Annotated in this window: 21 protein-coding genes; 8 read left to right on the top strand and 13 right to left on the bottom strand. The window is 61.9% G+C overall.

The features are described 5' to 3' along the window. Positions 1 to 54: 54 nt before the first annotated feature. The 6 genes from hemA (at position 55) to HBR93_RS14975 (ending at position 5,422) form a co-directional block, all read left to right on the top strand. Positions 55 to 1,344 carry a glutamyl-tRNA reductase gene (gene hemA / locus HBR93_RS15000; protein WP_057958299.1) on the top strand — a complete coding sequence of 430 codons (1,290 nt, stop codon included), beginning with the start codon at positions 55 to 57 and terminating at the stop codon, positions 1,342 to 1,344. After that, on the top strand, positions 1,341 to 2,423 hold the full coding sequence (gene prfA / locus HBR93_RS14995) for a peptide chain release factor 1 (RefSeq protein ID WP_057437746.1): 1,083 nt from the start codon (positions 1,341 to 1,343) through the stop codon (positions 2,421 to 2,423). The genes hemA and prfA overlap by 4 nt, the downstream gene beginning before the upstream one ends. Further along, positions 2,424 to 3,254 (top strand): peptide chain release factor N(5)-glutamine methyltransferase, encoded by an 831-nt coding sequence (gene prmC, locus HBR93_RS14990; protein WP_169960583.1) that lies wholly within the window; start codon positions 2,424 to 2,426, stop codon positions 3,252 to 3,254. After that, on the top strand, positions 3,248 to 4,003 hold the full coding sequence (locus tag HBR93_RS14985; RefSeq protein WP_120731660.1) for a molybdopterin-synthase adenylyltransferase MoeB: 756 nt from the start codon (positions 3,248 to 3,250) through the stop codon (positions 4,001 to 4,003). The genes prmC and HBR93_RS14985 overlap by 7 nt, the downstream gene beginning before the upstream one ends. After that, on the top strand, positions 3,996 to 4,790 hold the full coding sequence (gene murI, locus HBR93_RS14980) for a glutamate racemase (protein WP_057437752.1): 795 nt from the start codon (positions 3,996 to 3,998) through the stop codon (positions 4,788 to 4,790). The genes HBR93_RS14985 and murI overlap by 8 nt, the downstream gene beginning before the upstream one ends. 113 nt (positions 4,791 to 4,903) lie before the next feature. Then, on the top strand, positions 4,904 to 5,422 hold the full coding sequence (locus HBR93_RS14975; RefSeq protein ID WP_057437754.1) for an acyloxyacyl hydrolase: 519 nt from the start codon (positions 4,904 to 4,906) through the stop codon (positions 5,420 to 5,422). A gap of 168 nt (positions 5,423 to 5,590) precedes the next feature. On the opposite strand, the gene HBR93_RS14970 is transcribed toward HBR93_RS14975, so the two are convergent. From HBR93_RS14970 to HBR93_RS14915, 12 genes are all read right to left on the bottom strand, one after another. Beyond that, entirely contained in the window at positions 5,591 to 5,896 is a 306-nt protein-coding gene (locus tag HBR93_RS14970) for a YkgJ family cysteine cluster protein (RefSeq protein WP_057437756.1), read from the bottom strand. Between the two features lie 54 nt (positions 5,897 to 5,950). Continuing rightward, the gene (locus HBR93_RS14965) at positions 5,951 to 6,430 is read right to left on the bottom strand and encodes a DUF2878 domain-containing protein (protein ID WP_057958305.1); all 480 of its coding nucleotides are present in this window, start codon (positions 6,428 to 6,430) and stop codon (positions 5,951 to 5,953) included. Continuing rightward, positions 6,423 to 7,694: a cyclopropane-fatty-acyl-phospholipid synthase family protein gene (locus HBR93_RS14960; protein WP_057437758.1), complete on the bottom strand. Its 1,272-nt coding sequence runs from the start codon at positions 7,692 to 7,694 to the stop codon at positions 6,423 to 6,425. The genes HBR93_RS14965 and HBR93_RS14960 overlap by 8 nt, the downstream gene beginning before the upstream one ends. Beyond that, the gene (locus HBR93_RS14955; RefSeq protein ID WP_057437760.1) at positions 7,681 to 8,484 is read right to left on the bottom strand and encodes a DUF1365 domain-containing protein; all 804 of its coding nucleotides are present in this window, start codon (positions 8,482 to 8,484) and stop codon (positions 7,681 to 7,683) included. The genes HBR93_RS14960 and HBR93_RS14955 overlap by 14 nt, the downstream gene beginning before the upstream one ends. After that, complete coding sequence (locus HBR93_RS14950) at positions 8,481 to 9,728, bottom strand: FAD-dependent oxidoreductase (RefSeq protein ID WP_169960582.1); 1,248 nt, start codon at positions 9,726 to 9,728, stop codon at positions 8,481 to 8,483. The genes HBR93_RS14955 and HBR93_RS14950 overlap by 4 nt, the downstream gene beginning before the upstream one ends. Beyond that, on the bottom strand, positions 9,725 to 10,507 hold the full coding sequence (locus tag HBR93_RS14945; RefSeq protein WP_057437762.1) for an SDR family NAD(P)-dependent oxidoreductase: 783 nt from the start codon (positions 10,505 to 10,507) through the stop codon (positions 9,725 to 9,727). The genes HBR93_RS14950 and HBR93_RS14945 overlap by 4 nt, the downstream gene beginning before the upstream one ends. Further along, positions 10,504 to 10,926 carry a nuclear transport factor 2 family protein gene (locus HBR93_RS14940; RefSeq protein ID WP_057437765.1) on the bottom strand — a complete coding sequence of 141 codons (423 nt, stop codon included), beginning with the start codon at positions 10,924 to 10,926 and terminating at the stop codon, positions 10,504 to 10,506. Before HBR93_RS14940 ends, HBR93_RS14945 begins: the two co-directional genes overlap by 4 nt. Beyond that, positions 10,919 to 12,364: a deoxyribodipyrimidine photo-lyase gene (phrB, locus tag HBR93_RS14935; protein ID WP_057437767.1), complete on the bottom strand. Its 1,446-nt coding sequence runs from the start codon at positions 12,362 to 12,364 to the stop codon at positions 10,919 to 10,921. Before phrB ends, HBR93_RS14940 begins: the two co-directional genes overlap by 8 nt. Further along, positions 12,364 to 13,299: a MerR family transcriptional regulator gene (locus HBR93_RS14930; protein WP_115127436.1), complete on the bottom strand. Its 936-nt coding sequence runs from the start codon at positions 13,297 to 13,299 to the stop codon at positions 12,364 to 12,366. The genes phrB and HBR93_RS14930 overlap by 1 nt, the downstream gene beginning before the upstream one ends. A 3-nt stretch (positions 13,300 to 13,302) precedes the next feature. After that, positions 13,303 to 14,262 (bottom strand): DUF523 and DUF1722 domain-containing protein, encoded by a 960-nt coding sequence (locus tag HBR93_RS14925; protein ID WP_057958357.1) that lies wholly within the window; start codon positions 14,260 to 14,262, stop codon positions 13,303 to 13,305. Between the two features lie 122 nt (positions 14,263 to 14,384). Further along, positions 14,385 to 14,600 carry a TIGR02450 family Trp-rich protein gene (locus HBR93_RS14920; protein ID WP_057437771.1) on the bottom strand — a complete coding sequence of 72 codons (216 nt, stop codon included), beginning with the start codon at positions 14,598 to 14,600 and terminating at the stop codon, positions 14,385 to 14,387. Further along, positions 14,597 to 15,583 carry an NAD(P)/FAD-dependent oxidoreductase gene (locus tag HBR93_RS14915; protein ID WP_057437773.1) on the bottom strand — a complete coding sequence of 329 codons (987 nt, stop codon included), beginning with the start codon at positions 15,581 to 15,583 and terminating at the stop codon, positions 14,597 to 14,599. Before HBR93_RS14915 ends, HBR93_RS14920 begins: the two co-directional genes overlap by 4 nt. Positions 15,584 to 15,780: 197 nt before the next feature. Here HBR93_RS14915 and HBR93_RS14910 point away from each other — a divergent pair, with 197 nt between their 5' ends. Both HBR93_RS14910 and hemH read left to right on the top strand, forming a co-directional pair. Next, positions 15,781 to 16,680, top strand: a complete 900-nt coding sequence (locus HBR93_RS14910) for a TIGR01777 family oxidoreductase (RefSeq protein ID WP_057437775.1) — start codon at positions 15,781 to 15,783, stop codon at positions 16,678 to 16,680. Positions 16,681 to 16,694: 14 nt separating this feature from the next. Next, on the top strand, positions 16,695 to 17,717 hold the full coding sequence (gene hemH / locus HBR93_RS14905; RefSeq protein WP_169960581.1) for a ferrochelatase: 1,023 nt from the start codon (positions 16,695 to 16,697) through the stop codon (positions 17,715 to 17,717). Between the two features lie 63 nt (positions 17,718 to 17,780). Here hemH and HBR93_RS14900 read toward each other — a convergent pair whose 3' ends face one another. Beyond that, positions 17,781 to 18,500: a DUF4198 domain-containing protein gene (locus tag HBR93_RS14900; protein WP_057958312.1), complete on the bottom strand. Its 720-nt coding sequence runs from the start codon at positions 18,498 to 18,500 to the stop codon at positions 17,781 to 17,783. Positions 18,501 to 18,505: the final 5 nt, after the last annotated feature.

Here is an 18,505-nt window from a genome sequence, read left to right as displayed (position 1 = left end):
GAATCAGTCGAAGTAGGACAATTGTCGGCTTCTCGACATCATCAGCGATATTGAATGGCCTTCCTTGCTCTGGGTATCAACCACAAGACTGCTTCTGTAGACGTCCGCGAGCGCGTGGCGTTTACCCCGGAGCAGTTGGTTGAGGCTTTGCAGCAGCTGTGCCGGCTCACCGACAGCCGCGAAGCTGCGATCCTTTCCACCTGCAACCGCAGCGAGCTCTATATAGAGCAGGAACATCTTTCGTCGGATGGGGTGCTGCGCTGGCTGGCTGATTACCACCATTTGAGCCTGGATGACCTGCGCGCCAGCGCTTATGTGCATGAAGATGATGCGGCAGTTCGTCACATGATGCGTGTGGCGTCCGGGCTCGACTCGCTGGTGTTGGGCGAACCGCAGATCCTCGGCCAGATGAAATCGGCCTACGCCGTAGCCCGCGAAGCCGGGACCGTGGGGCCGTTGTTGGGGCGTTTGTTCCAGGCCACTTTCAACTCGGCTAAACAGGTGCGCACTGATACGGCCATCGGTGAAAACCCGGTCTCTGTGGCGTTTGCCGCCGTCAGCCTGGCCAAGCAGATTTTCAGCGACCTGCAACGCAGCCAGGCCCTGCTGATCGGCGCGGGCGAGACCATCACCCTGGTCGCCCGGCACCTGCATGACCTGGGCGTGAAGCGCATAGTGGTGGCCAACCGGACCCTGGAGCGCGCCAGCATCCTGGCCGAAGAGTTCGGCGCCCACGCCGTGTTGCTCGCCGATATTCCGGCCGAACTGGTGCGCAGCGATATCGTCATCAGCTCCACCGCCAGCCAGTTGCCGATCCTTGGCAAGGGCGCGGTGGAAAGCGCCCTGAAACTGCGCAAGCACAAACCGATTTTCATGGTGGATATCGCCGTTCCCCGGGATATCGAGCCGGAAGTCGGCGAGTTGGACGACGTTTACCTCTATAGCGTCGACGATCTGCACGAAGTGGTCGCCGAAAACCTCAAGAGTCGCCAGGGCGCTGCCCAGGCCGCCGAGGAAATGGTCGCGATCGGCGCCGATGACTTTATGGTGCGCCTGCGCGAGCTGGCCGCCGTGGATGTGCTCAAGGCCTATCGCCAACAGGGCGAGCGCTTGCGTGACGAAGAGTTGATCAAGGCCCAGCGCCTGCTGGCCAATGGCGGCAACGCTGAAGACATTTTGATGCAATTGGCCCGTGGCCTTACTAACAAGCTGTTGCATGCTCCCAGCGTACAGCTTAAAAAACTGACAGCCGAAGGCCGCCTCGATGCGCTGGCCATGGCCCAGGAACTTTTTGCCCTCGGAGAGGGCGCGTCAGACAGCTCTTCGGATAAAAAACCGCAATGAAAGCGTCACTGCTCAATAAACTGGACGTGCTCCAGGACCGTTTCGAAGAACTGACCGCCTTGCTCGGCGATGGCGAGGTTATTTCCGATCAGACCAAATTCCGTGCCTATTCCAAGGAATACGCCGAAGTTGAGCCGATTGTCACCACCTATTCACAACTGCTCAAAGTGCAGGCCGACCTCGAAGGTGCCCAGGCACTGCTCAAGGACAGCGACCCGGACATGCGTGAAATGGCCGTGGAAGAAGTCCGCGAAGCCAAAGATAAGCTCATCGAGTTGGAGGGCGACCTGCAACGCATGCTGCTGCCCAAAGATCCCAACGACGGGCGTAACGTATTCCTGGAAATCCGCGCCGGTACTGGCGGTGACGAGGCGGCGATCTTCTCCGGCGACCTGTTCCGCATGTATTCGCGCTATGCCGAGCGGCGCGGCTGGCGCGTGGAAATCCTCTCGGAAAACGAAGGGGAGCACGGTGGCTACAAGGAAATCATTGCCCGGGTCGAAGGCGAGAACGTCTACGGCAAGCTGAAATTCGAGTCCGGCGTGCACCGCGTACAGCGTGTGCCCGCCACCGAATCCCAGGGCCGTATCCACACCTCGGCCTGCACCGTGGCGGTATTGCCCGAGCCGGACGAGCAGGAAGCCATTGAAATCAACCCGGCAGACTTGCGGGTCGACACTTACCGCTCGTCGGGCGCCGGTGGCCAGCACGTCAACAAGACCGACTCGGCGATCCGCATCACCCACTTGCCGTCCGGCATTGTGGTGGAGTGCCAGGAAGAACGCTCCCAGCACAAGAACCGTGCGCGGGCCATGTCCTGGTTGTCGGCCAAGCTCAACGACCAGCAGACCAGCGCCGCCGCCAACGCCATTGCCAGTGAGCGCAAGTTGCTGGTGGGCTCGGGTGACCGCTCCGAACGCATTCGCACCTATAACTACGCTCAGGGCCGGGTTACCGACCATCGGGTCAACCTGACCCTGTATTCCCTGGACGAGATCCTTGCCGGTGGCGTGGACGCAGTGATCGAGCCGTTGCTCGCCGAATACCAGGCGGACCAACTGGCCGCGATAGGTGAATAAATGACCATTATTGCCAGCTTGCTGCGCGCCGCCGACCTGCCGGACTCGCCTACCGCGCGCCTGGATGTGGAGTTGTTGCTGGCCGCTGCCTTGGGCAAGTCCCGCAGCTACCTGCACACCTGGCCGGAAAAAATCGTCAGCAGCGAAGACGCGCTGCGCTTTGCCGACTACCTGCAACGTCGCCGCAGCGGCGAGCCGGTGGCCTATATCCTTGGCCAGCAAGGTTTCTGGAAGCTTGACCTGGAAGTCGCGCCGCACACCCTGATCCCGCGCCCGGACACCGAACTGCTGGTGGAAGCGGCCCTGGAGTTGTTGTCCGCCACCCCGGCCAATGTCCTCGACCTGGGCACTGGCAGCGGCGCCATCGCCCTGGCCCTGGCCAGCGAGCGCCCGGCCTGGCGCGTGACGGCGGTGGATCGCGTGCTGGAAGCCGTGGCCCTGGCCGAGCGCAATCGCCAGCGCCTGCACCTGGAAAACGTCACGGTGCTCAATAGTCATTGGTTCAGCGCCCTCAAAGATCACACCTATCACCTGATCATCAGCAACCCGCCCTATATTGCCGACAGCGATCCGCACCTGGCGGCGGGCGATGTGCGTTTCGAGCCGGCCAGCGCATTGGTGGCCGGCCACGACGGCCTGGACGACCTGCGCCTGATCATCGCCCAGGCGCCGCAGCACCTGGAGGCCGGTGGCTGGTTGTTGCTCGAGCATGGTTACGACCAGGCTCCGGCCGTGCGCGACCTGCTGCTGGCGCAAGGTTTCGAAGAGGTCCACAGCCGTATCGACCTCGGCGGCCATGAGCGCATCAGCCTGGGACGCCGGCCGTGCTGACCGATCAGGAGCTGTTGCGCTACAGCCGGCAGATCCTGTTGCAACAGGTCGATATCGACGGCCAGTTACGCCTGAAAAACAGCCGCGTGCTGATTGTCGGCCTTGGCGGCCTGGGCGCTCCGGTGGCCTTGTACCTGGCAGCGGCTGGCGTCGGTGAGCTGCATCTGGCGGACTTTGACACCGTCGACCTGACCAACCTGCAACGCCAGATCATCCACGACACCGATAGCATCGGCCTGAGCAAGGTCGATTCCGCCATCGGCCGCTTGAGCGCGATCAACCCCGAGATCCGACTGATTGCCCACCGCACGGCGCTGGACGCTGATTCGTTGGCCGCCGCTGTGTCCAATGTGGACCTGGTGCTCGACTGTTGTGACAACTTCGCCACCCGCGAAGCGGTGAACGCGGCGTGCGTGGCAGCTGGCAAGCCCCTGGTCAGCGGCGCGGCGATTCGCCTCGAAGGCCAGCTCTCGGTGTTTGATCCGCGGCGCCCGGAAAGCCCGTGCTACCACTGCTTATATGGGCACGGCAGCGATACCGAGCTGACCTGCAGCGAAGCCGGCGTCGTCGGCCCGCTGGTGGGGTTGGTCGGCAGCCTGCAAGCCCTGGAAGCCCTGAAGCTGCTGGCTGGCTTTGGCACACCGCTGGTTGGGCGCCTGCTGTTGATCGACGCCCTGGGCACACGTTTTCGCGAACTGCGGGTCAAGCGCGATCCCGGTTGCAGCGTCTGCGGCAGCCAGCATGGTTAAGGATGCACCGATTGGTGTGTTCGACTCCGGCGTTGGCGGGCTGTCGGTGCTGGACGAAATTCATCGTTTATTGCCCCGTGAGTCGCTGCTGTACGTGGCGGATTGCGGGCATATCCCCTACGGCGAGAAAACCCCGGCGTTCATTCGCGAACGTTCGCGGGTGGTCGCGGAGTTTTTCCGCGAGCAGGGCGCCAAGGCTTTTGTGATCGCCTGCAACACGGCAACCGTAGCCGCGGTTGCGGACTTGCGTATTGATTATCCGGATTGGCCCCTGGTGGGCATGGAGCCGGCAGTCAAACCGGCCGCCGCCGCGACCCGCAGCGGGGTGATCGGTGTGCTCGCCACCACGGGCACCCTGCAAAGCGCCAAGTTCGCCGCGTTACTGGACCGCTTTGCCAGCGATGTGCGGGTGGTCACTCAACCCTGTCCGGGGCTGGTGGAGTTGATCGAGGCCGGCGACCTGGGCAGCCCGGCGCTGCGCCAGTTGCTGCAGGGGTACGTCACGCCGCTGGTTGAGGCCGGGTGCGACACCATCATCCTCGGTTGCACTCATTATCCTTTTCTCAAGCCATTGCTGGCGACGATGCTGCCACCGACGGTCATCCTGATCGACACCGGGGCGGCCGTGGCGCGTCAGTTGCAGCGTCTGCTGGGCGAGCGCCAACTGCTGGCCGAGGGCAATCCTCGGGCTGCGCAGTTCTGGACTAGCGGTGATCCGCAGCATCTAAGAAATATCCTACCCACACTGTGGAAGTTCAGCGGCGTTGTGCGAAGCTTCGGTCTGTGAAAAATTCGTGAAATAGCGGGTTTTTTAGCTGAACTTCTGCGTAGTCCGTGATTTCTATAGCTCTTGATTAGCGGTACACAACCATACAACTTCGTTTGGAAAGGATGTTTCTTATGAAGCGCTTGTTCTGTTTGGCTGCGATTGCAGCCGCTGTGTTGGGACACTCGGTTTCGGCCCAGGCTGCCGGCCTGGAATTTGCGGTAGGGCATACCAGCGATTCGACCATGACTTATCGTCTGGGCCTGCAATCGGACTGGGACAAGAGCTGGTGGCAGAGCGATGTGGGGCGCCTGACCGGCTACTGGAGCGGCGCTTATACCTTCTGGGACGGTGATGAACGTGCGAGTGTCAGCAGCCTGTCGTTTTCGCCGGTGTTTGTGTACGAATTCGCCGGCGAGTCGGTGAAACCCTATATCGAAGCGGGGATCGGCGTGGCGCTGTTCTCACGCACCCGGATCGAGGACAACAACATCGGCGGGGCCTTCCAGTTCGAAGACCGCCTGGGCTTCGGCTTGCGTTTTGCCGGCGGGCATCAGGTGGGGATCCGTGCCACGCACTATTCCAACGCAGGCATCAGTAGTCACAACGATGGTATCGAGAGCTATTCGTTGAACTACACCCTGCCGCTCTGATATTCCCCGGCACAGCAGAACCCATGTGGAAGCCGGGCTTGTGTGGGAGTCGGGCTTGCCCGCGATGCAGATGGCTCGGTACTTCAGACAAACCGAAGTGATGCTATCGCAGGCAAGCCAGCTCCCACATAAGCCCGCTCCCCCATTTGAGCTCGGCAGTTTTCACGGTCAGCGGTAGACCGTCGCAATCCCCTGGCGCTCTTCAAGGCACTCCGGCGCGCCCATCTCGAACTCCCGGCAAATCAGCGGTCGCTTCTCATAGATAGTGCACATCATCGTGTCGCGATCCAGCGCCGCGCACCAGCCGTCGTCCAGGCGCAGCATGACTTCGCCGCCCCAATCGTCCGTGTCGATATAGCGATCAGGCACGCCAGTGTCGGTGATCAACATGACTTCCAGTTGGCAGCAGCAAGCTGCACACGTGGAGCACGTCACGGCGGGTTCGGCGATTTGAATGTGGGGAATGGTGGTCATAGGCGCGCAGTGTAAGGCAAGCCGGTCGGGCGCGTGTGAAAGCTCTGACGGACGTCAGCGCGCGAGCCGGTGCAGGCCAGGAAACACCACAGCCCACAGCAGTGCGATGGCCGCCAGGGTCGGGGCCGTGGCAAACCCGAAGCTCACGCCTGCCAACTGGCTACCGGCGTAGTACGACAGCGGCCCGCCCACTGCTCCCAGCAGGCTTGCCCGCCACCAGGGCCGGGCGCTCCAGGCCAGGCAGTGGCGCAAGGTAGTCGCCAGCAGCGCCCACAGCAAGATTAACCACAGAGGAATCAACGGGCCTGGATCACTGAATTCAAATACACCGGCCGTGCGCAACAGTGTGTCGAGCAGGGTACCCAGCACGGTCACGCTCAAGATCAACCGCCCTTCAACGGCCCACGAAGTTATCCACAGCAGGTGGATCGCCAGCACGCCCAGCCCGAGCAATAACCACAGGCTGTCGCCACCCATCACACAGGCAAACCAGCCGCACTGGAACAGCGCGGCATTGGCCAGGTTTTTAAGCATTGAAGCGCCCGAGCAGTGGTTGTGTCACCGCGCCAGGTTTGGCCAGCAGCAATTGCGCGGTGCCGATGGTGCGTTCCATAAAACCACCTTCGCAGTAGCACAGGTAGAACTCCCACAACCGCAGGAAGTATTCGTCGTAGCCCAGTTCCGTGAGGCGGCCATGGGCACGGCGAAAATTCTCATGCCACAAGCGCAGGGTTCGCGCGTAATGCAGGCCGAAGTCTTCCATGTGCAGCAGGTTCATATCGGTGTCGCGACTGACGATCTGCAACATCTTCTGTACACAGGGCAGGGCGCCACCGGGGAAAATGTAGCGCTGGATAAAGTCGACGCTGCTCTTGGCCTGTTCATAGCGTTGTTCGCGGATGGTGATGGCCTGCAACAGCATCAGCCCGTCGCTCTTGAGCAAGTGCGCGCATTGCTTGAAGTAGGTGGGCAGGAAACGATGGCCCACGGCCTCGATCATTTCAATGGACACCAGTTTGTCGTACTGCCCGCTCAAGTCGCGGTAGTCCTGCAACAGCAATGTCACCTGATTCTGCAAGCCCAGGGCCTGGATGCGCTGTTCGGTGTAGGCAAACTGCTCTTTGGACAAGGTGGTCGTGGTGACCCGGCAGCCATACTGCTGCGCCGCGTACAGGGCCATGCTGCCCCAGCCGGTGCCGATTTCCAGCAGGTGGTCCGAAGGCTTGAGCGCGAGTTTCTGGCAGATGCGTTCGAGCTTGTTGAGCTGCGCCTGTTCCAGGGTGTCGTCGGCGGTGAGGAACTGCGCCGCCGAATACATCATGGTCGGGTCGAGAAACTCCTGGAACAGGTCGTTGCCCAGGTCGTAGTGAGCAGCGATGTTCTTTTGCGAGCCCTTGCGGGTATTGCGGTTGAGCCAGTGCAGGCCCTGGGTGAATGGGCGGGCCAACTTGGCCAGGCCGCCTTCCAGGGCATCCAGTACCTCAAGGTTGCTGACCATCACCCGCACCACCGCGGTCAGGTCCGGGCTACTCCAGTAACCATGAATAAACGCCTCGCCGGCGCCGATGGAACCGTTGGCGGCTACCAGGCCCCACACCGCCGGGTCGAGGATCTGGATTTCCCCCAGCAAGTGCGCCTCCCGTGCGCCGAACACCTGGCGCTCACCGTCCTCGACCACCACCAGTTGGCCGTGACGCAGGTTGCCGAGTTGACGCAGCACGGCCTTGCGCAACAACGCGCCGGTCAGGCCATTGACGTTCAGGCGATTGGATTTGACCGATAAGCTAGGGGATTTCATGGCGGCGATCCTTGGGATACCCAGTTGCACAGGCGCCATCGGCGGCCTGATGGGGGAAAATCGGTGTGCGTTTAAGCAGCAAGCGCAGGGCTTGCCAGTAAATTGCCAGGCCGGTCTTGGCGGTCATCCACGGGAAGCGCCACAAGTAGCGATGCAGGCTGGCGCGGTCCAGGGCTTCGCGTTGCAGGCTCAAGGTGGCGTCGAACACCTTGGTCTCGCCCTGCCAGTCGGCCATATGCACCCCCAGGCGCTGGCCGGGTGGGCTGAAGCTCATGCGGTATTCCAGGTCTCGGGGCAAGAACGGCGACACATGAAACGCCTTGGCCACCGCGAAATGCTGGTGCTCGCCGCCCGCCAGGGCGCGGGCCGGCAGCACGTAGTGATAGCGTTCGCGCCACGGGGTGTTGGTCACTTCACAGACAATCGCCGCCAGTTGCCCATCAGCCTCGAAGCAGTAAAAGAAACTCACCGGGTTGAACGCCAGGCCCCAACTGCGGACCTGGGTCAGCAGGCAGACAGCGCCCTGTGGGGTATGCCCCAACGCCGTACTGACCACCTGGCGCACGGCATCAGTCAAACAGGTGCCATCGCGGGTCAATTCAGGCAGGTAGTCCTGCTGGCGCAATGAAAACGGCGCGAAGCGGCCACGGCCGGCGAACGGCGACAGCCCCAGCACCTGCTCCTGTTCGCTGAGGTCCAGGTACAGCAGGCCGATGCGATAGCGAAACGCATGCCCCTTGGCGGTAAATCGCCGATGGGCGATCCAGCCACTGTAGAGGGCGCTGTTCACAGGGTTTCCCCGAAGGCCTGGGCCACGCGCAGGGCACTGACCACGCCGTCTTCATGAAAGCCGTTGGCCCAGTAGGCCCCACAATAATAGGTGTGCTGGGCGCCATGCAGTTCTTCCCAGCGCGCTTGCGCCGCCACCGCCGCCAGGCTGTATTGGGGATGGGCATAGGTGTAGCGGGCAAGGATTTTCAGCGGGTTGATAATTGCTGTCTGATTGAGGCTCACGCAAAAGGTGGTGGGGCTGTCGATGCCTTGCAGGATGTTCATGGCGTAGGTGACGGCCGCTGGCTTGTGCATACTGGCGTCCAGTCGATAGTTCCAGCTGGCCCAGGCCAGTGGGCGATCGGGCAGCAAGCGGGTGTCGGTGTGCAGGGCCACGTCGTTGTCGGCGTAGGTTATTGCCCCAAGAATTTGCTGCTCAGCCTGGCTCGGGTCGTTCAGCAGGGCCAGGGCCTGGTCGCTGTGGCAGGCGAAGACGACCTTGTCGAAAATTTCGCGGCCATCGGCACTGTGGATGACCACACCTTCCAGTGTGCGCTCGACTTTTTGCACCGGGCAGTTGAGGCGGATCTGTTGGCGAAACGAATCGGTCAGGGGCTCGATATAACGGCTGGAACCGCCCTCGATCACACACCACTGCGGCCGATTGTTCACCGACAGCAGGCCGTGGTTCTTGAAGAAGCGCACGAAGAACTGCAGCGGAAACCCCAGCATGTCCGCCAGGGGCATCGACCAGATCGCCGCGCCCATGGGCACGATGTAGTGCCGGATAAAGCGTGGGCCGTAGTTGCCCGCCTGCAGGTATTCGCCCAGGGTCGTCTGTGCGCTGATGCGTTGCTCCTGCAAATCCAGCGGCGCCTGGCGATTGAAGCGCAGGATATCGCGCAACATCCCCCAGAAGCCGGGGGACAGGATATTGCTGCGCTGGGCGAACAGGCTGTTGAGGTTATTGCCGTTGTACTCGAGGTTTTCCTCTGGGGCACAGACCGAGAAGCTCATTTCGGTCGGTTTGAACGGCACGCCGATCTGCCTCAGCAAACGGATGAAGTTGGGGTAGGTCCAGTCGTTGAACACGATAAAGCCGGTGTCCACCGCGTAATGTCTGCCATCGACGGTCACGTCTACCGTATGGGTATGGCCACCAATCCGGTCGGCGGCTTCGAACAGGGTGATGTCGTGGCGGCGACTGAGCAGGTAGGCACTGGTCAGCCCGGAAATCCCACTGCCGATAATGGCGATCTTCACAGGTCGTCCTTTTGTGGCGGTGGGCTGCGCAGCATGCGCTTGCCGATGATCAGTTGCGCGCGGTTCGGCAGTTTCGACAAAGGCCAGAGGGTGGCAATAAACAGTGCCGGGAAGGCGATCTCTAGTGGGCGTTTTTCCAGTTTGCCGAAAATATGCCGCGCTGCCTTGTCAGCCGGCCAGCTCAAGGGCATCGGGAAATCATTGCGTTCGGTCAACGGCGTATCGACGAAGCCGGGGCTGACCACCGTGACATCAATGCCTTCGGGAGACAGGTCGATGCGCAGCGATTCGAACAAATAGCGCAGGCCTGCCTTGGACGCGCCGTAGGCTTCTGCGCGGGGCATCGGCAGGTAGGTGACGGCACTGGCGACGCCCACCAGGTGCGGGGTTGACCCGGCGCGCAGCAGCGGCAATGCGGCTTCGATGCAATAACTGCTAGCCAGCAGGTTGGTGCGCACCACGTGTTCGATAATCGACGCATCGAACTGCTTGGCATCCACATATTCGCAGGTGCCGGCATTCAGGATCACGGTGTCCAGGGCGCCCCAGGTTTGCATGATGTGCTCGCCGATTTCCCGTACCACCTGGCTGTTGGTCAAGTCGCCGGGGACCACCAGCACTTGCCCGGGGTAACGTTGCGCAAGTTGCTCCAGCGGCGCTTGGGTGCGCGCACTCAGCGCGACCTGCGCCCCACTGCCGAGCAACTCTTCGGCCAGGGCCGCACCGATACCGCTGCTTGCCCCGGTCAGCCAATAACGGCGTGGCGATGTCAGGCTCATGCCATTCTCCCTTTCAACCAACGGATCAACCGGCCGAGTACCGGCAGGTGTTCGTAAAGCAGCGCTCCGGCATCAAAGTAGTCGCGGTGCCGGTAAACCTTGTCGTGCCATAACAGGTGAGAGCAGCCTTGCACCTGAATCTGTTGGCCGCCCGCCAACCGCGGGTGGCAAAAGCTCATGGTCCAGCGCAGGTAACCTTCGCCTTCGGCCACGTGGTCGAAACCGTGGAAGTCAAAATGCAATGGGTCGACGTTGCTGTAAAGCTCGGCAAAGTACGCCTTCAGCGCGCTGATACCGTGGACCTGGTGCAGTGGATCGGTAAACGCTATGTCCTGGCTGTACAGGCTGTCGAGCCGGTGCAGGTTGTGTTTGTCCAGGGTGGCGAAGGACTCGGCGAACTGGCGCAGGAAGTCACTCATACACACCCCCTGCCGCCTGGCGCGAGGGCAGGGCACGAAAGGCCGCCAGCGCCCGCTCGCGGGAAGACTTCAGGTCGACGATGGGCCGTGGGTAGTCGGCCACGCCAAACAGCCCGCCGACAGCGTCGGGGTTGTGCACTTCCTTTTTGTTCAATCCCGCCAGTTGTGGCAGCCACTGCTTGATAAAACGCCCTTCGCCATCGAATTTCTCGGACTGGCTCAACGGGCTGAAAATGCGGAAGTACGGTGCCGAATCGGTGCCGGTGGACGAACTCCATTGCCAGCCGCCGTTATTGGCCGCCAGGTCGCCGTCGATCAAGTGGCGCATAAAAAAGCGCTCGCCTTCGCGCCAGTCGATCAGCAGGTTCTTGGTCAGAAACATCGCCACCACCATGCGCAGGCGGTTATGCATCCAGCCGGTTTCCAAGAGCTGGCGCATCGCGGCATCAATGATCGGTAGGCCGGTGCGTGCCTCTTGCCAGGCGGCCAGATCAGCGGGAGCGTGGCGCCAGGCCACAGCTTCGGTTTCCGGGCGAAAGGCACGATGGCGCGACACCCGTGGGTAACCCACCAGGATATGTTTGTAGAACTCGCGCCACAGCAACTCGTTGATCCAGGTGATTGCGCCGATGTCGCCGCTTTCGAATTCACCCTGGTTACTTTGCAGCGCCGCATGCAGGCACTGGCGTGGCGAAATCACGCCGGCGGCGAGGTACGCAGACAGTTGGCTGGTGCCGGGCTTGGCCGGGAAGTCGCGTTCATCCTTGTAATAGCTGATTTGTGCGTCGGCAAACTGGGCAAGGCGTCGCTGCGCCTCATCTTCACCGGCCGGCCAAAGGGCGCGTAGGGTGTCGCTGGGCGGGGCAAATCCCTTGACCTGCTCGGGAACTGCATCACTGGCGAACGGCAGCGCGGCCTGCGCCTTGGGCGTCGCCACCCGGCGCGGCAGGGCACTGTGCAGGCGGTTGTAACAGACCTTGCGAAACTGGCTGAACACCTGGAAGTAAGTGCCGGTCTTGGTCAATACGCTGCCAGGCTGGAACAGCAGTTGGTCCAGATAGCTGTGAAACCCTACCCCGTGTGCTTCCAGAGCCTGGGCCACGGCGGCATCGCGCCGGCTTTCGTGGATCCCGTATTCTTCGTTGGTGTGCACGCTCTCGACTGACAGTGTCTGGCACACCTGCACCAGTACCTGTGGCACCTGGTCCCAAGTGTCGGCATGGCGGATCAGCAGGGGAATATTCAGCTCTCCCAGGGCCAGGCTCAGGGCCTTGAGGTTGCGCAGCCAGAAGTCCACCTTGCACGGCGCATCGTCATGGGCCAGCCACTGATCGGCGGTAATCAGGTACACCGCCGCTGTCGGGCCGCGCTGGCAGGCGGCAGCGAGGGCGGTGTTGTCATGCAGGCGCAGGTCGCTGCGCAGCCAGATCAGATGCATTAGAGAAGCCCACGCTGGATCAGGAGCTGATGGGCCGACAAGGGGTCTTCGGCCAGCACCAATTGAGGGGTGTCCTGAGTTAATACGGATAACTCGGCTTGATGGATGCACACCGTTGGTCCGGCGATCAGGATCGGGCAGTGGGTGCCGCTCAGCAGTTTCGGCAAGGTCGCTAAATGGAGGGCCTTGCTCGAGTACAGCAGCACGGCGCGCGGTTGCAGGTGCTCGACAGCCAGGGCCAGTTCGCCGGTGGGCAACGGCCAGTCGAAAACTTCCACCGGGCAATCGGCGCTGCTGGCCAGCCAGGCGCTCAGCCACAGGTGCGGTTCGAGCGGCAGGTCGGAATGGTTGATCAGCAACAATGGCGGGCCGTTGAGCTGGCGGTTGTTGTGATACATCCGTGCGCCGAACTTGCTGCGCAGCCAGGAATGGAAAAACACCCGCTCCATCTGCGCGCCGAACTGGCCTTGCCAGCGCTGCTCCAGCTCCTTGAGCAGTGGCAACAGCAGTTGCTCGCACAGGGTACGCGGTGGGTAAAGGGCCATGGCCTGGTTGAACACGTCGTCGACCCGGCGCTCGGCCAGTTGACCGATGGCCTGGATCAAGGTCTGGCGCAGGTTCTGCCATTCGTTTTCGACGCTGTCGTCCACCGGCTGGGCGTTGTCGATCAACTGCTTGACCTGGCTTACCGGTACGCCTCGGTTGAGCCACGTCAGGATAGTCTGGATGCGCTGCACATGGTCGGCGTTGAACAGCCGATGGCCCTTGGGCGTACGCTGCGGCACGATCAGGCCGTAACGCCGTTCCCAGGCGCGCAGGGTCACCGCGTTGACCCCGGTCTGGCGGGCCACTTCGCGAATCGGCAGCCAGCCTTGTTCCAGGGCCAGGGCCACATCTTCGACGGGTTGGGCAGGGGGTTGCGGAGAAACATTCATGGGTTAGATCGCATTACGCAGGCTGAGATTTTCCGGATGCGGTTGCAGGTAGGCCTGCTGCGCGATGTAGCGGTCCGGGTGTTGGCGAAAGTGATGTTTGAGCAAGGTCAGCGGCACGACCAGCGGCACGATGCCTTGCCGGTATTGGCTGATCAGTGCCTGCATTTCCTGTTTGTCTGCGGCGCTCAGGGCCTGCTTGAGGTAACCGCTGATGTGCTGCAACACATTGGAATGGGTGCCACGGGTGGCGCACTTTTTCAGGGCCGTCATCAGCTCGCTGAAATACTCGGCGGCCAGCACTGGCAGGTCACAGTCCTTGCTCATGCTGCCCAGCAGGTTGCCCAGGCTTTTGTAGTGGGCCGGACTATGGGCCATCAGCAGGTATTTATAGCGCGAGTGGAAGGCCAGCAGCTGGTGACGGGTCAGACCCTGCGCCAGCAATTGTTGCCATGTGGCATAGACAAAGACCCGGGTCAGGAAATTTTCCCGCAGCACCGGGTCGTGCAGGCGGCCATCTTCCTCCACCGGCAGGTTGGGATGGCGTGCGCAGAATGCCTGGGCATAGATGCCGCGCCCACCGCCCTCGGCCGGGGTGCCGTTGTCGCGGTAGACCTTGACCCGTTCCAGGCCGCAGGACGGTGATTTCTGCATGAAAATATAGCCGCACAGGTCCGTATGTTCGGCGGCCATGCGCTGGCCGTACTCATCCAGTGCGCCGGTCACATTCAGTTCGCGGTGGACTGTGCCCACGGCTTGCGGCTGGAGTGGGTCGCCCACCAGGCGAATCGGCTCACGGGGGATGCCCAGGCCAATAGCGACTTCGGGGCACAGTGGCACGAAGTCGAAATAGTCACTGAGTGTCTGGCTGCACAGGGGGGATTGTTTGTGCCCGCCGTTGAAGCGCACGTTTTCGCCGAGCAGGCAGGCGCTGATGGCGATTTTTGGTTTGCCGGTGACGGACACGTTGCAGGACATGGCAAAGCCTCGACAAGATTCCTGTACAGTTAATGTTTTCTGTACAACTAATCTCATCATAGGTTTTGCGCTGTACAAGTCAAATAGTTTGTACAAGTTTTTTGATGAGGTTATTGCCAGCCCATTTTCCAGCGCTCGGCATCTTGCAGGCTCTGCCAGGTCAGGCGTTCTCCGCGCCGGGTCAAGACGGCTTGCAGTTCAATCTCCAGTACGTTGTCTTCTTCATCGCGAAACAACTCGGTGACCAGGAAATGTTTTTCCTTGTTTCGCGGGTGGGTTGCTGTCCATTTGGAGAGCAGCAGTTTTGTTGGATTGATGCGGTTCATTGCAGGTGTCCGAGCAAGCGCCGCGCGGCTTCCTGGCCGCTGAGCCACGCGCCTTCGACCCTGCCTGACAGGCACCAGTCGCCACACACGTACAGGCCCAGGTCGGCATCCGCCAGTACTCCCCATTCATGGCTGCCCGCCGGGCGGGCGTACAGCCAGCGGTGGGCGAGGCTGAAGGAGGGCGCCGGCATGCTGCAATGCAGCAATTCGGCAAAGGCGCCGTGCAGCAATTCGATGATGGCTTCCTTGGGCAGGTCCAGGTGCTGTTTGCTCCAGGCACTGGTGGCGTGCAGGATCCAGGTATCTGGCGTGGCGTCCCGCCCTGGTTTGCTGCGGTTGCGGGCCAGCCAGTCGAGGGGGCTGTCTTGTACGAAGCAGCCTTCCATCGGCGTATCCAGCGGCGTGTCGAAGGCCAGGGCAATGGCCCAGGTCGGGTCCATTTTCACCCCGGCTGCCGTGCTCGCCAGTTTCGGCGCCGCGGCCAGCAGGGCCGTGGCCTGGTGCGCCGGGGTGGCAATGATTACGTGGCTGAAGGGGCCATGGTTGCCACCGTCGGCGTCCAGCAGGTTCCAGTGTTGCTGGCCCTGGAACACTTCGGTGATACGGCAGCCGAACTCCACCGGCAGGTCGTCCAGCAGTGCGCGGGTGATGGCGCTCATGCGCGGGGTGCCGACCCAGCGGGTCTGCTCATCGGGAGAAGGGCTCAGTTGGCCGGATTGGCAGTTGTAGAGTTGCGGTTCCCACTCGGCAACCCAGCCATTGGCTTGCCAGCGCTGTACTTCATCGACGAAGCGTCGGTCGCGGGCGGTGAAGTACTGCGCGCCAAGGTCCAGTGTGCCGGCCTCGCTACGCTTGCTGGACATGCGCCCGCCACTGCCGCGGCTTTTATCGAAGAGTTGGACGGCGTGCCCGGCATCTTTTAACGCTCGGGCGGCAGAAAGTCCGGCGATGCCGGTACCGATGATCGCGATGGGAACAGTCATGGGAGGCCTCGTTTTACCTTTGGGTACAGACTACGCCGACACCAATAGCTGTACAATATTGTTTTTTGGTATAAGTTTCGGCATGCCTTAACGTGTGGCGTGGCCTATGGTTAAACGTAGGTCGCGCCCGATTAAAAAGATCCCTGCTTATAAAATAGACCAGCGATGCCCGGCCAACGTTACAGGAGGAAGATCTCATGCATATTTTGCTGACCGGCGGTACCGGTCTGATCGGCCGCCAGCTTTGCCAGTACTGGAGCGCCCAGGGGCATCAGTTGACGGTATGGAGCCGCAATCCCGCGCAGGTCGCCACCCTGTGCGGTGCGCAGGTGAAGGGCGTTGCCCGTTTGCAGGATGTAACGCAGCCGGTGGATGCTGTTATCAACCTGGCCGGCGCGCCGATCGCCGACCGGCTCTGGACCCATAAACGCAAGGCATTGCTGTGGAGCAGTCGGATCAGCCTGACGGAAACCTTGCTGGCCTGGCTTGAAGGCCTGGCGGTGAAACCTGCGGTGTTGATTTCCGGGTCGGCGGTGGGTTGGTATGGCGATGGCGGTGAGCGCGAGCTGACCGAAGCCAGCGGCCCGGTGCTGGACGATTTTCCCAGCCAGTTGTGCATTGCCTGGGAAGAAACCGCCCAGCGCGCCGAGGCCTTCGGCTTGCGGGTGGTGCTGGTGCGTACTGGCCTGGTGCTAGCGGCCGAGGGCGGCTTTTTGTCGCGGTTGTTACTGCCCTTTAAACTGGCGCTGGGCGGGCCTATCGGTAACGGTCGGCAGTGGATGCCGTGGGTGCATATCAAGGATCAAATCGCCCTGATTGATTTTCTTCTACACAAACCTGACGCCAGCGGTCCTTATAATGCCTGCGCGCCCCAGCCGGTGCGTAACCGCGAGTTTGCCAAGACCCTGGGCCAGGTGCTGCACCGCCCGGCGTTTATGCCGATGCCGGCGTTTGCCTTGCGGGTGGGTTTGGGCGAGTTGTCCGGCCTGTTGCTGGGCGGGCAGAAGGCGCTACCCGAGCGGTTGTTGGCCGCCGGTTTCACTTTTCAGTTCACTGAGTTGCACGCGGCCCTGGACGACTTGTCCAGCCGCCTCTAGAGATAGGATGTTGCATGACGGATCACGCGTTGTTACTGGTCAACCTGGGCTCGCCGGCGTCCACTTCGGTGGCCGATGTGCGCAGCTACCTCAATCAGTTCTTGATGGACCCGTATGTGATCGACCTGCCATGGCCGGTGCGGCGCTTGCTGGTGTCGCTGATCCTGATCAAGCGTCCCGAGCAGTCGGCCCACGCCTACGCCTCGATCTGGTGGGACGAAGGCTCGCCGCTGGTGGTCCTCAGTCGCCGCCTGCAGCAGCAGATGACCAGCCAATGGACCCATGGCCCGGTGGAACTGGCGATGCGTTATGGCGAACCGTCGATTGAAAGCGTGCTGACCCGCCTGGCCGGCCAGGGCATCCATAAGGTCACGCTGGCGCCGTTGTATCCACAGTTTGCCGACAGCACCGTGACCACGGTGATCGAAGAAGCGCGGCGGGTGGTGCGCGAGAAGAAACTCGACCTGCAGTTCTCGATCCTGCAACCGTTCTACGACCAGCCGGAATACCTCGATGCCCTGGTGGCCAGTGCCAGGCCGCATTTGCAGCAGGATTACGATCACCTGCTGTTCAGCTTCCATGGCCTGCCGGAACGCCATCTGAATAAACTCAACCCCGGGCATTCCCTGGACGGTGCGGGCGACTGCTGTGCCGATGCGTCGCCTGAGGTGCGTACCACCTGTTATCGCGGGCAATGCTTCAGCGTCGCCCGCGACTTTGCCGCGCGCATGGGCCTGCCTGAGGGTAAATGGTCGGTAGCGTTCCAGTCGCGCCTGGGCCGGGCGAAGTGGATCGAACCCTACACCGAGGCCCGCCTGGAGGCCCTGGCTCAGCAGGGGGTGAAGAAGTTGCTGGTGATGTGCCCGGCGTTTGTCGCCGATTGCATCGAGACCCTGGAGGAGATCGGTGATCGCGGCCTGGAACAGTTCCGCGAAGCCGGGGGCGAGGAGTTAGTGCTGGTGCCGTGCCTCAATGATGATCCGCAGTGGGCGGCGGCACTTAACACCTTGTGCGAAAGAGCGCCCGTCAGCCTCTAAGGTGGCGGCTTGTACGGGAGCTGGCTCCCATACAAGCCAGTTCCCACATGGCTTCAGCGGGCTTTACTCGTGATGGGGCTGGCCAAGAAAGGTCAGTGAGCTGAACAGCGCTCGGATGTGGACCTCGCCGTTATCTTTGACCGGCACTTGTGCCTGCGCCGCAATCACATTCAGCGCTTCATTGCGCACCAGTACCTGGGCCCGGCCATCCTTGTCGGTCTCGGTACTCAAGGTGTTCGGCGCGCTGCGGTAGTCGCCAATCAACTTGATTCCGGCGGCGGGCTTGCCGTCGATCAGCACCCGTACAGGCAGCGATTGGCCTGGGCCGACGGTCAGCGGGTCGACTTCGGGCACGATCACCATCCTCAACTGATCCAGCTTGGGCAGTTTTGCCCCGGCCTGATAGATCGCCAGGCTGTACTTCAGGGCCTGGGTCGTTTCGACGGCGCCCGGCACCTGGCTGTGGCCCTTGTTCACCCATTTCTTGTCTGGGGTTTGCGTCCACAGGCCGTTATCAAACGCCACGGCCAGCACCGCAGGAGATTTGAGCGGTTGCAGGCGCGCCTGGTCGTCCAGGCGTTGTACGGTCACCGGGATCATCCGGCCACTGGCGTCATAGGCCCAGGCGCCGCTGACTTTCCTGGCCTTGAAGGCTTCGTCTTCGGCACCGTGGCCATAGACCACCTCGATATGCCCCCGGCGTTGCTCGGTCCACAGACCGTGGGCCGATACCTGGGTGGCGAACAGCAGGCCGAGCACGGCCAATGATTTGAGCGCTTGCATGGTGA

It is taken from the genome of Pseudomonas sp. WS 5411 (assembly GCF_012985595.1).
In the GTDB taxonomy this organism is placed as follows: Bacteria; Pseudomonadota; Gammaproteobacteria; order Pseudomonadales; family Pseudomonadaceae; genus Aquipseudomonas; species Aquipseudomonas shahriarae.
The sequence above is the reverse complement of the archived record's forward strand: the minus strand, read 5'-3'. Positions and strand labels throughout refer to the sequence as shown.

Excerpts from the sequence above, each read along its gene's own strand:
- hemA (WP_057958299.1), top strand. The coding sequence starts at position 55 with ATGGCCTTCCTTGCTCTGGGTATCAACCACAAGACTGCTTCTGTAGAC.
- prmC (WP_169960583.1), top strand. The coding sequence starts at position 2,424 with ATGACCATTATTGCCAGCTTGCTGCGCGCCGCCGACCTGCCGGACTCG.
- prfA (WP_057437746.1), top strand. The coding sequence starts at position 1,341 with ATGAAAGCGTCACTGCTCAATAAACTGGACGTGCTCCAGGACCGTTTC.
- HBR93_RS14900 (WP_057958312.1), bottom strand. The coding sequence starts at position 18,500 with ATGCAAGCGCTCAAATCATTGGCCGTGCTCGGCCTGCTGTTCGCCACC.
- HBR93_RS14975 (WP_057437754.1), top strand. The coding sequence starts at position 4,904 with ATGAAGCGCTTGTTCTGTTTGGCTGCGATTGCAGCCGCTGTGTTGGGA.
- HBR93_RS14960 (WP_057437758.1), bottom strand. The coding sequence starts at position 7,694 with ATGAAATCCCCTAGCTTATCGGTCAAATCCAATCGCCTGAACGTCAAT.
- murI (WP_057437752.1), top strand. The coding sequence starts at position 3,996 with ATGGTTAAGGATGCACCGATTGGTGTGTTCGACTCCGGCGTTGGCGGG.
- HBR93_RS14915 (WP_057437773.1), bottom strand. The coding sequence starts at position 15,583 with ATGACTGTTCCCATCGCGATCATCGGTACCGGCATCGCCGGACTTTCT.
- HBR93_RS14920 (WP_057437771.1), bottom strand. The coding sequence starts at position 14,600 with ATGAACCGCATCAATCCAACAAAACTGCTGCTCTCCAAATGGACAGCA.
- HBR93_RS14945 (WP_057437762.1), bottom strand. The coding sequence starts at position 10,507 with ATGAGCCTGACATCGCCACGCCGTTATTGGCTGACCGGGGCAAGCAGC.
- HBR93_RS14910 (WP_057437775.1), top strand. The coding sequence starts at position 15,781 with ATGCATATTTTGCTGACCGGCGGTACCGGTCTGATCGGCCGCCAGCTT.
- HBR93_RS14940 (WP_057437765.1), bottom strand. The coding sequence starts at position 10,926 with ATGAGTGACTTCCTGCGCCAGTTCGCCGAGTCCTTCGCCACCCTGGAC.
- hemH (WP_169960581.1), top strand. The coding sequence starts at position 16,695 with ATGACGGATCACGCGTTGTTACTGGTCAACCTGGGCTCGCCGGCGTCC.
- HBR93_RS14965 (WP_057958305.1), bottom strand. The coding sequence starts at position 6,430 with ATGCTTAAAAACCTGGCCAATGCCGCGCTGTTCCAGTGCGGCTGGTTT.
- HBR93_RS14930 (WP_115127436.1), bottom strand. The coding sequence starts at position 13,299 with ATGAATGTTTCTCCGCAACCCCCTGCCCAACCCGTCGAAGATGTGGCC.
- HBR93_RS14970 (WP_057437756.1), bottom strand. The coding sequence starts at position 5,896 with ATGACCACCATTCCCCACATTCAAATCGCCGAACCCGCCGTGACGTGC.
- phrB (WP_057437767.1), bottom strand. The coding sequence starts at position 12,364 with ATGCATCTGATCTGGCTGCGCAGCGACCTGCGCCTGCATGACAACACC.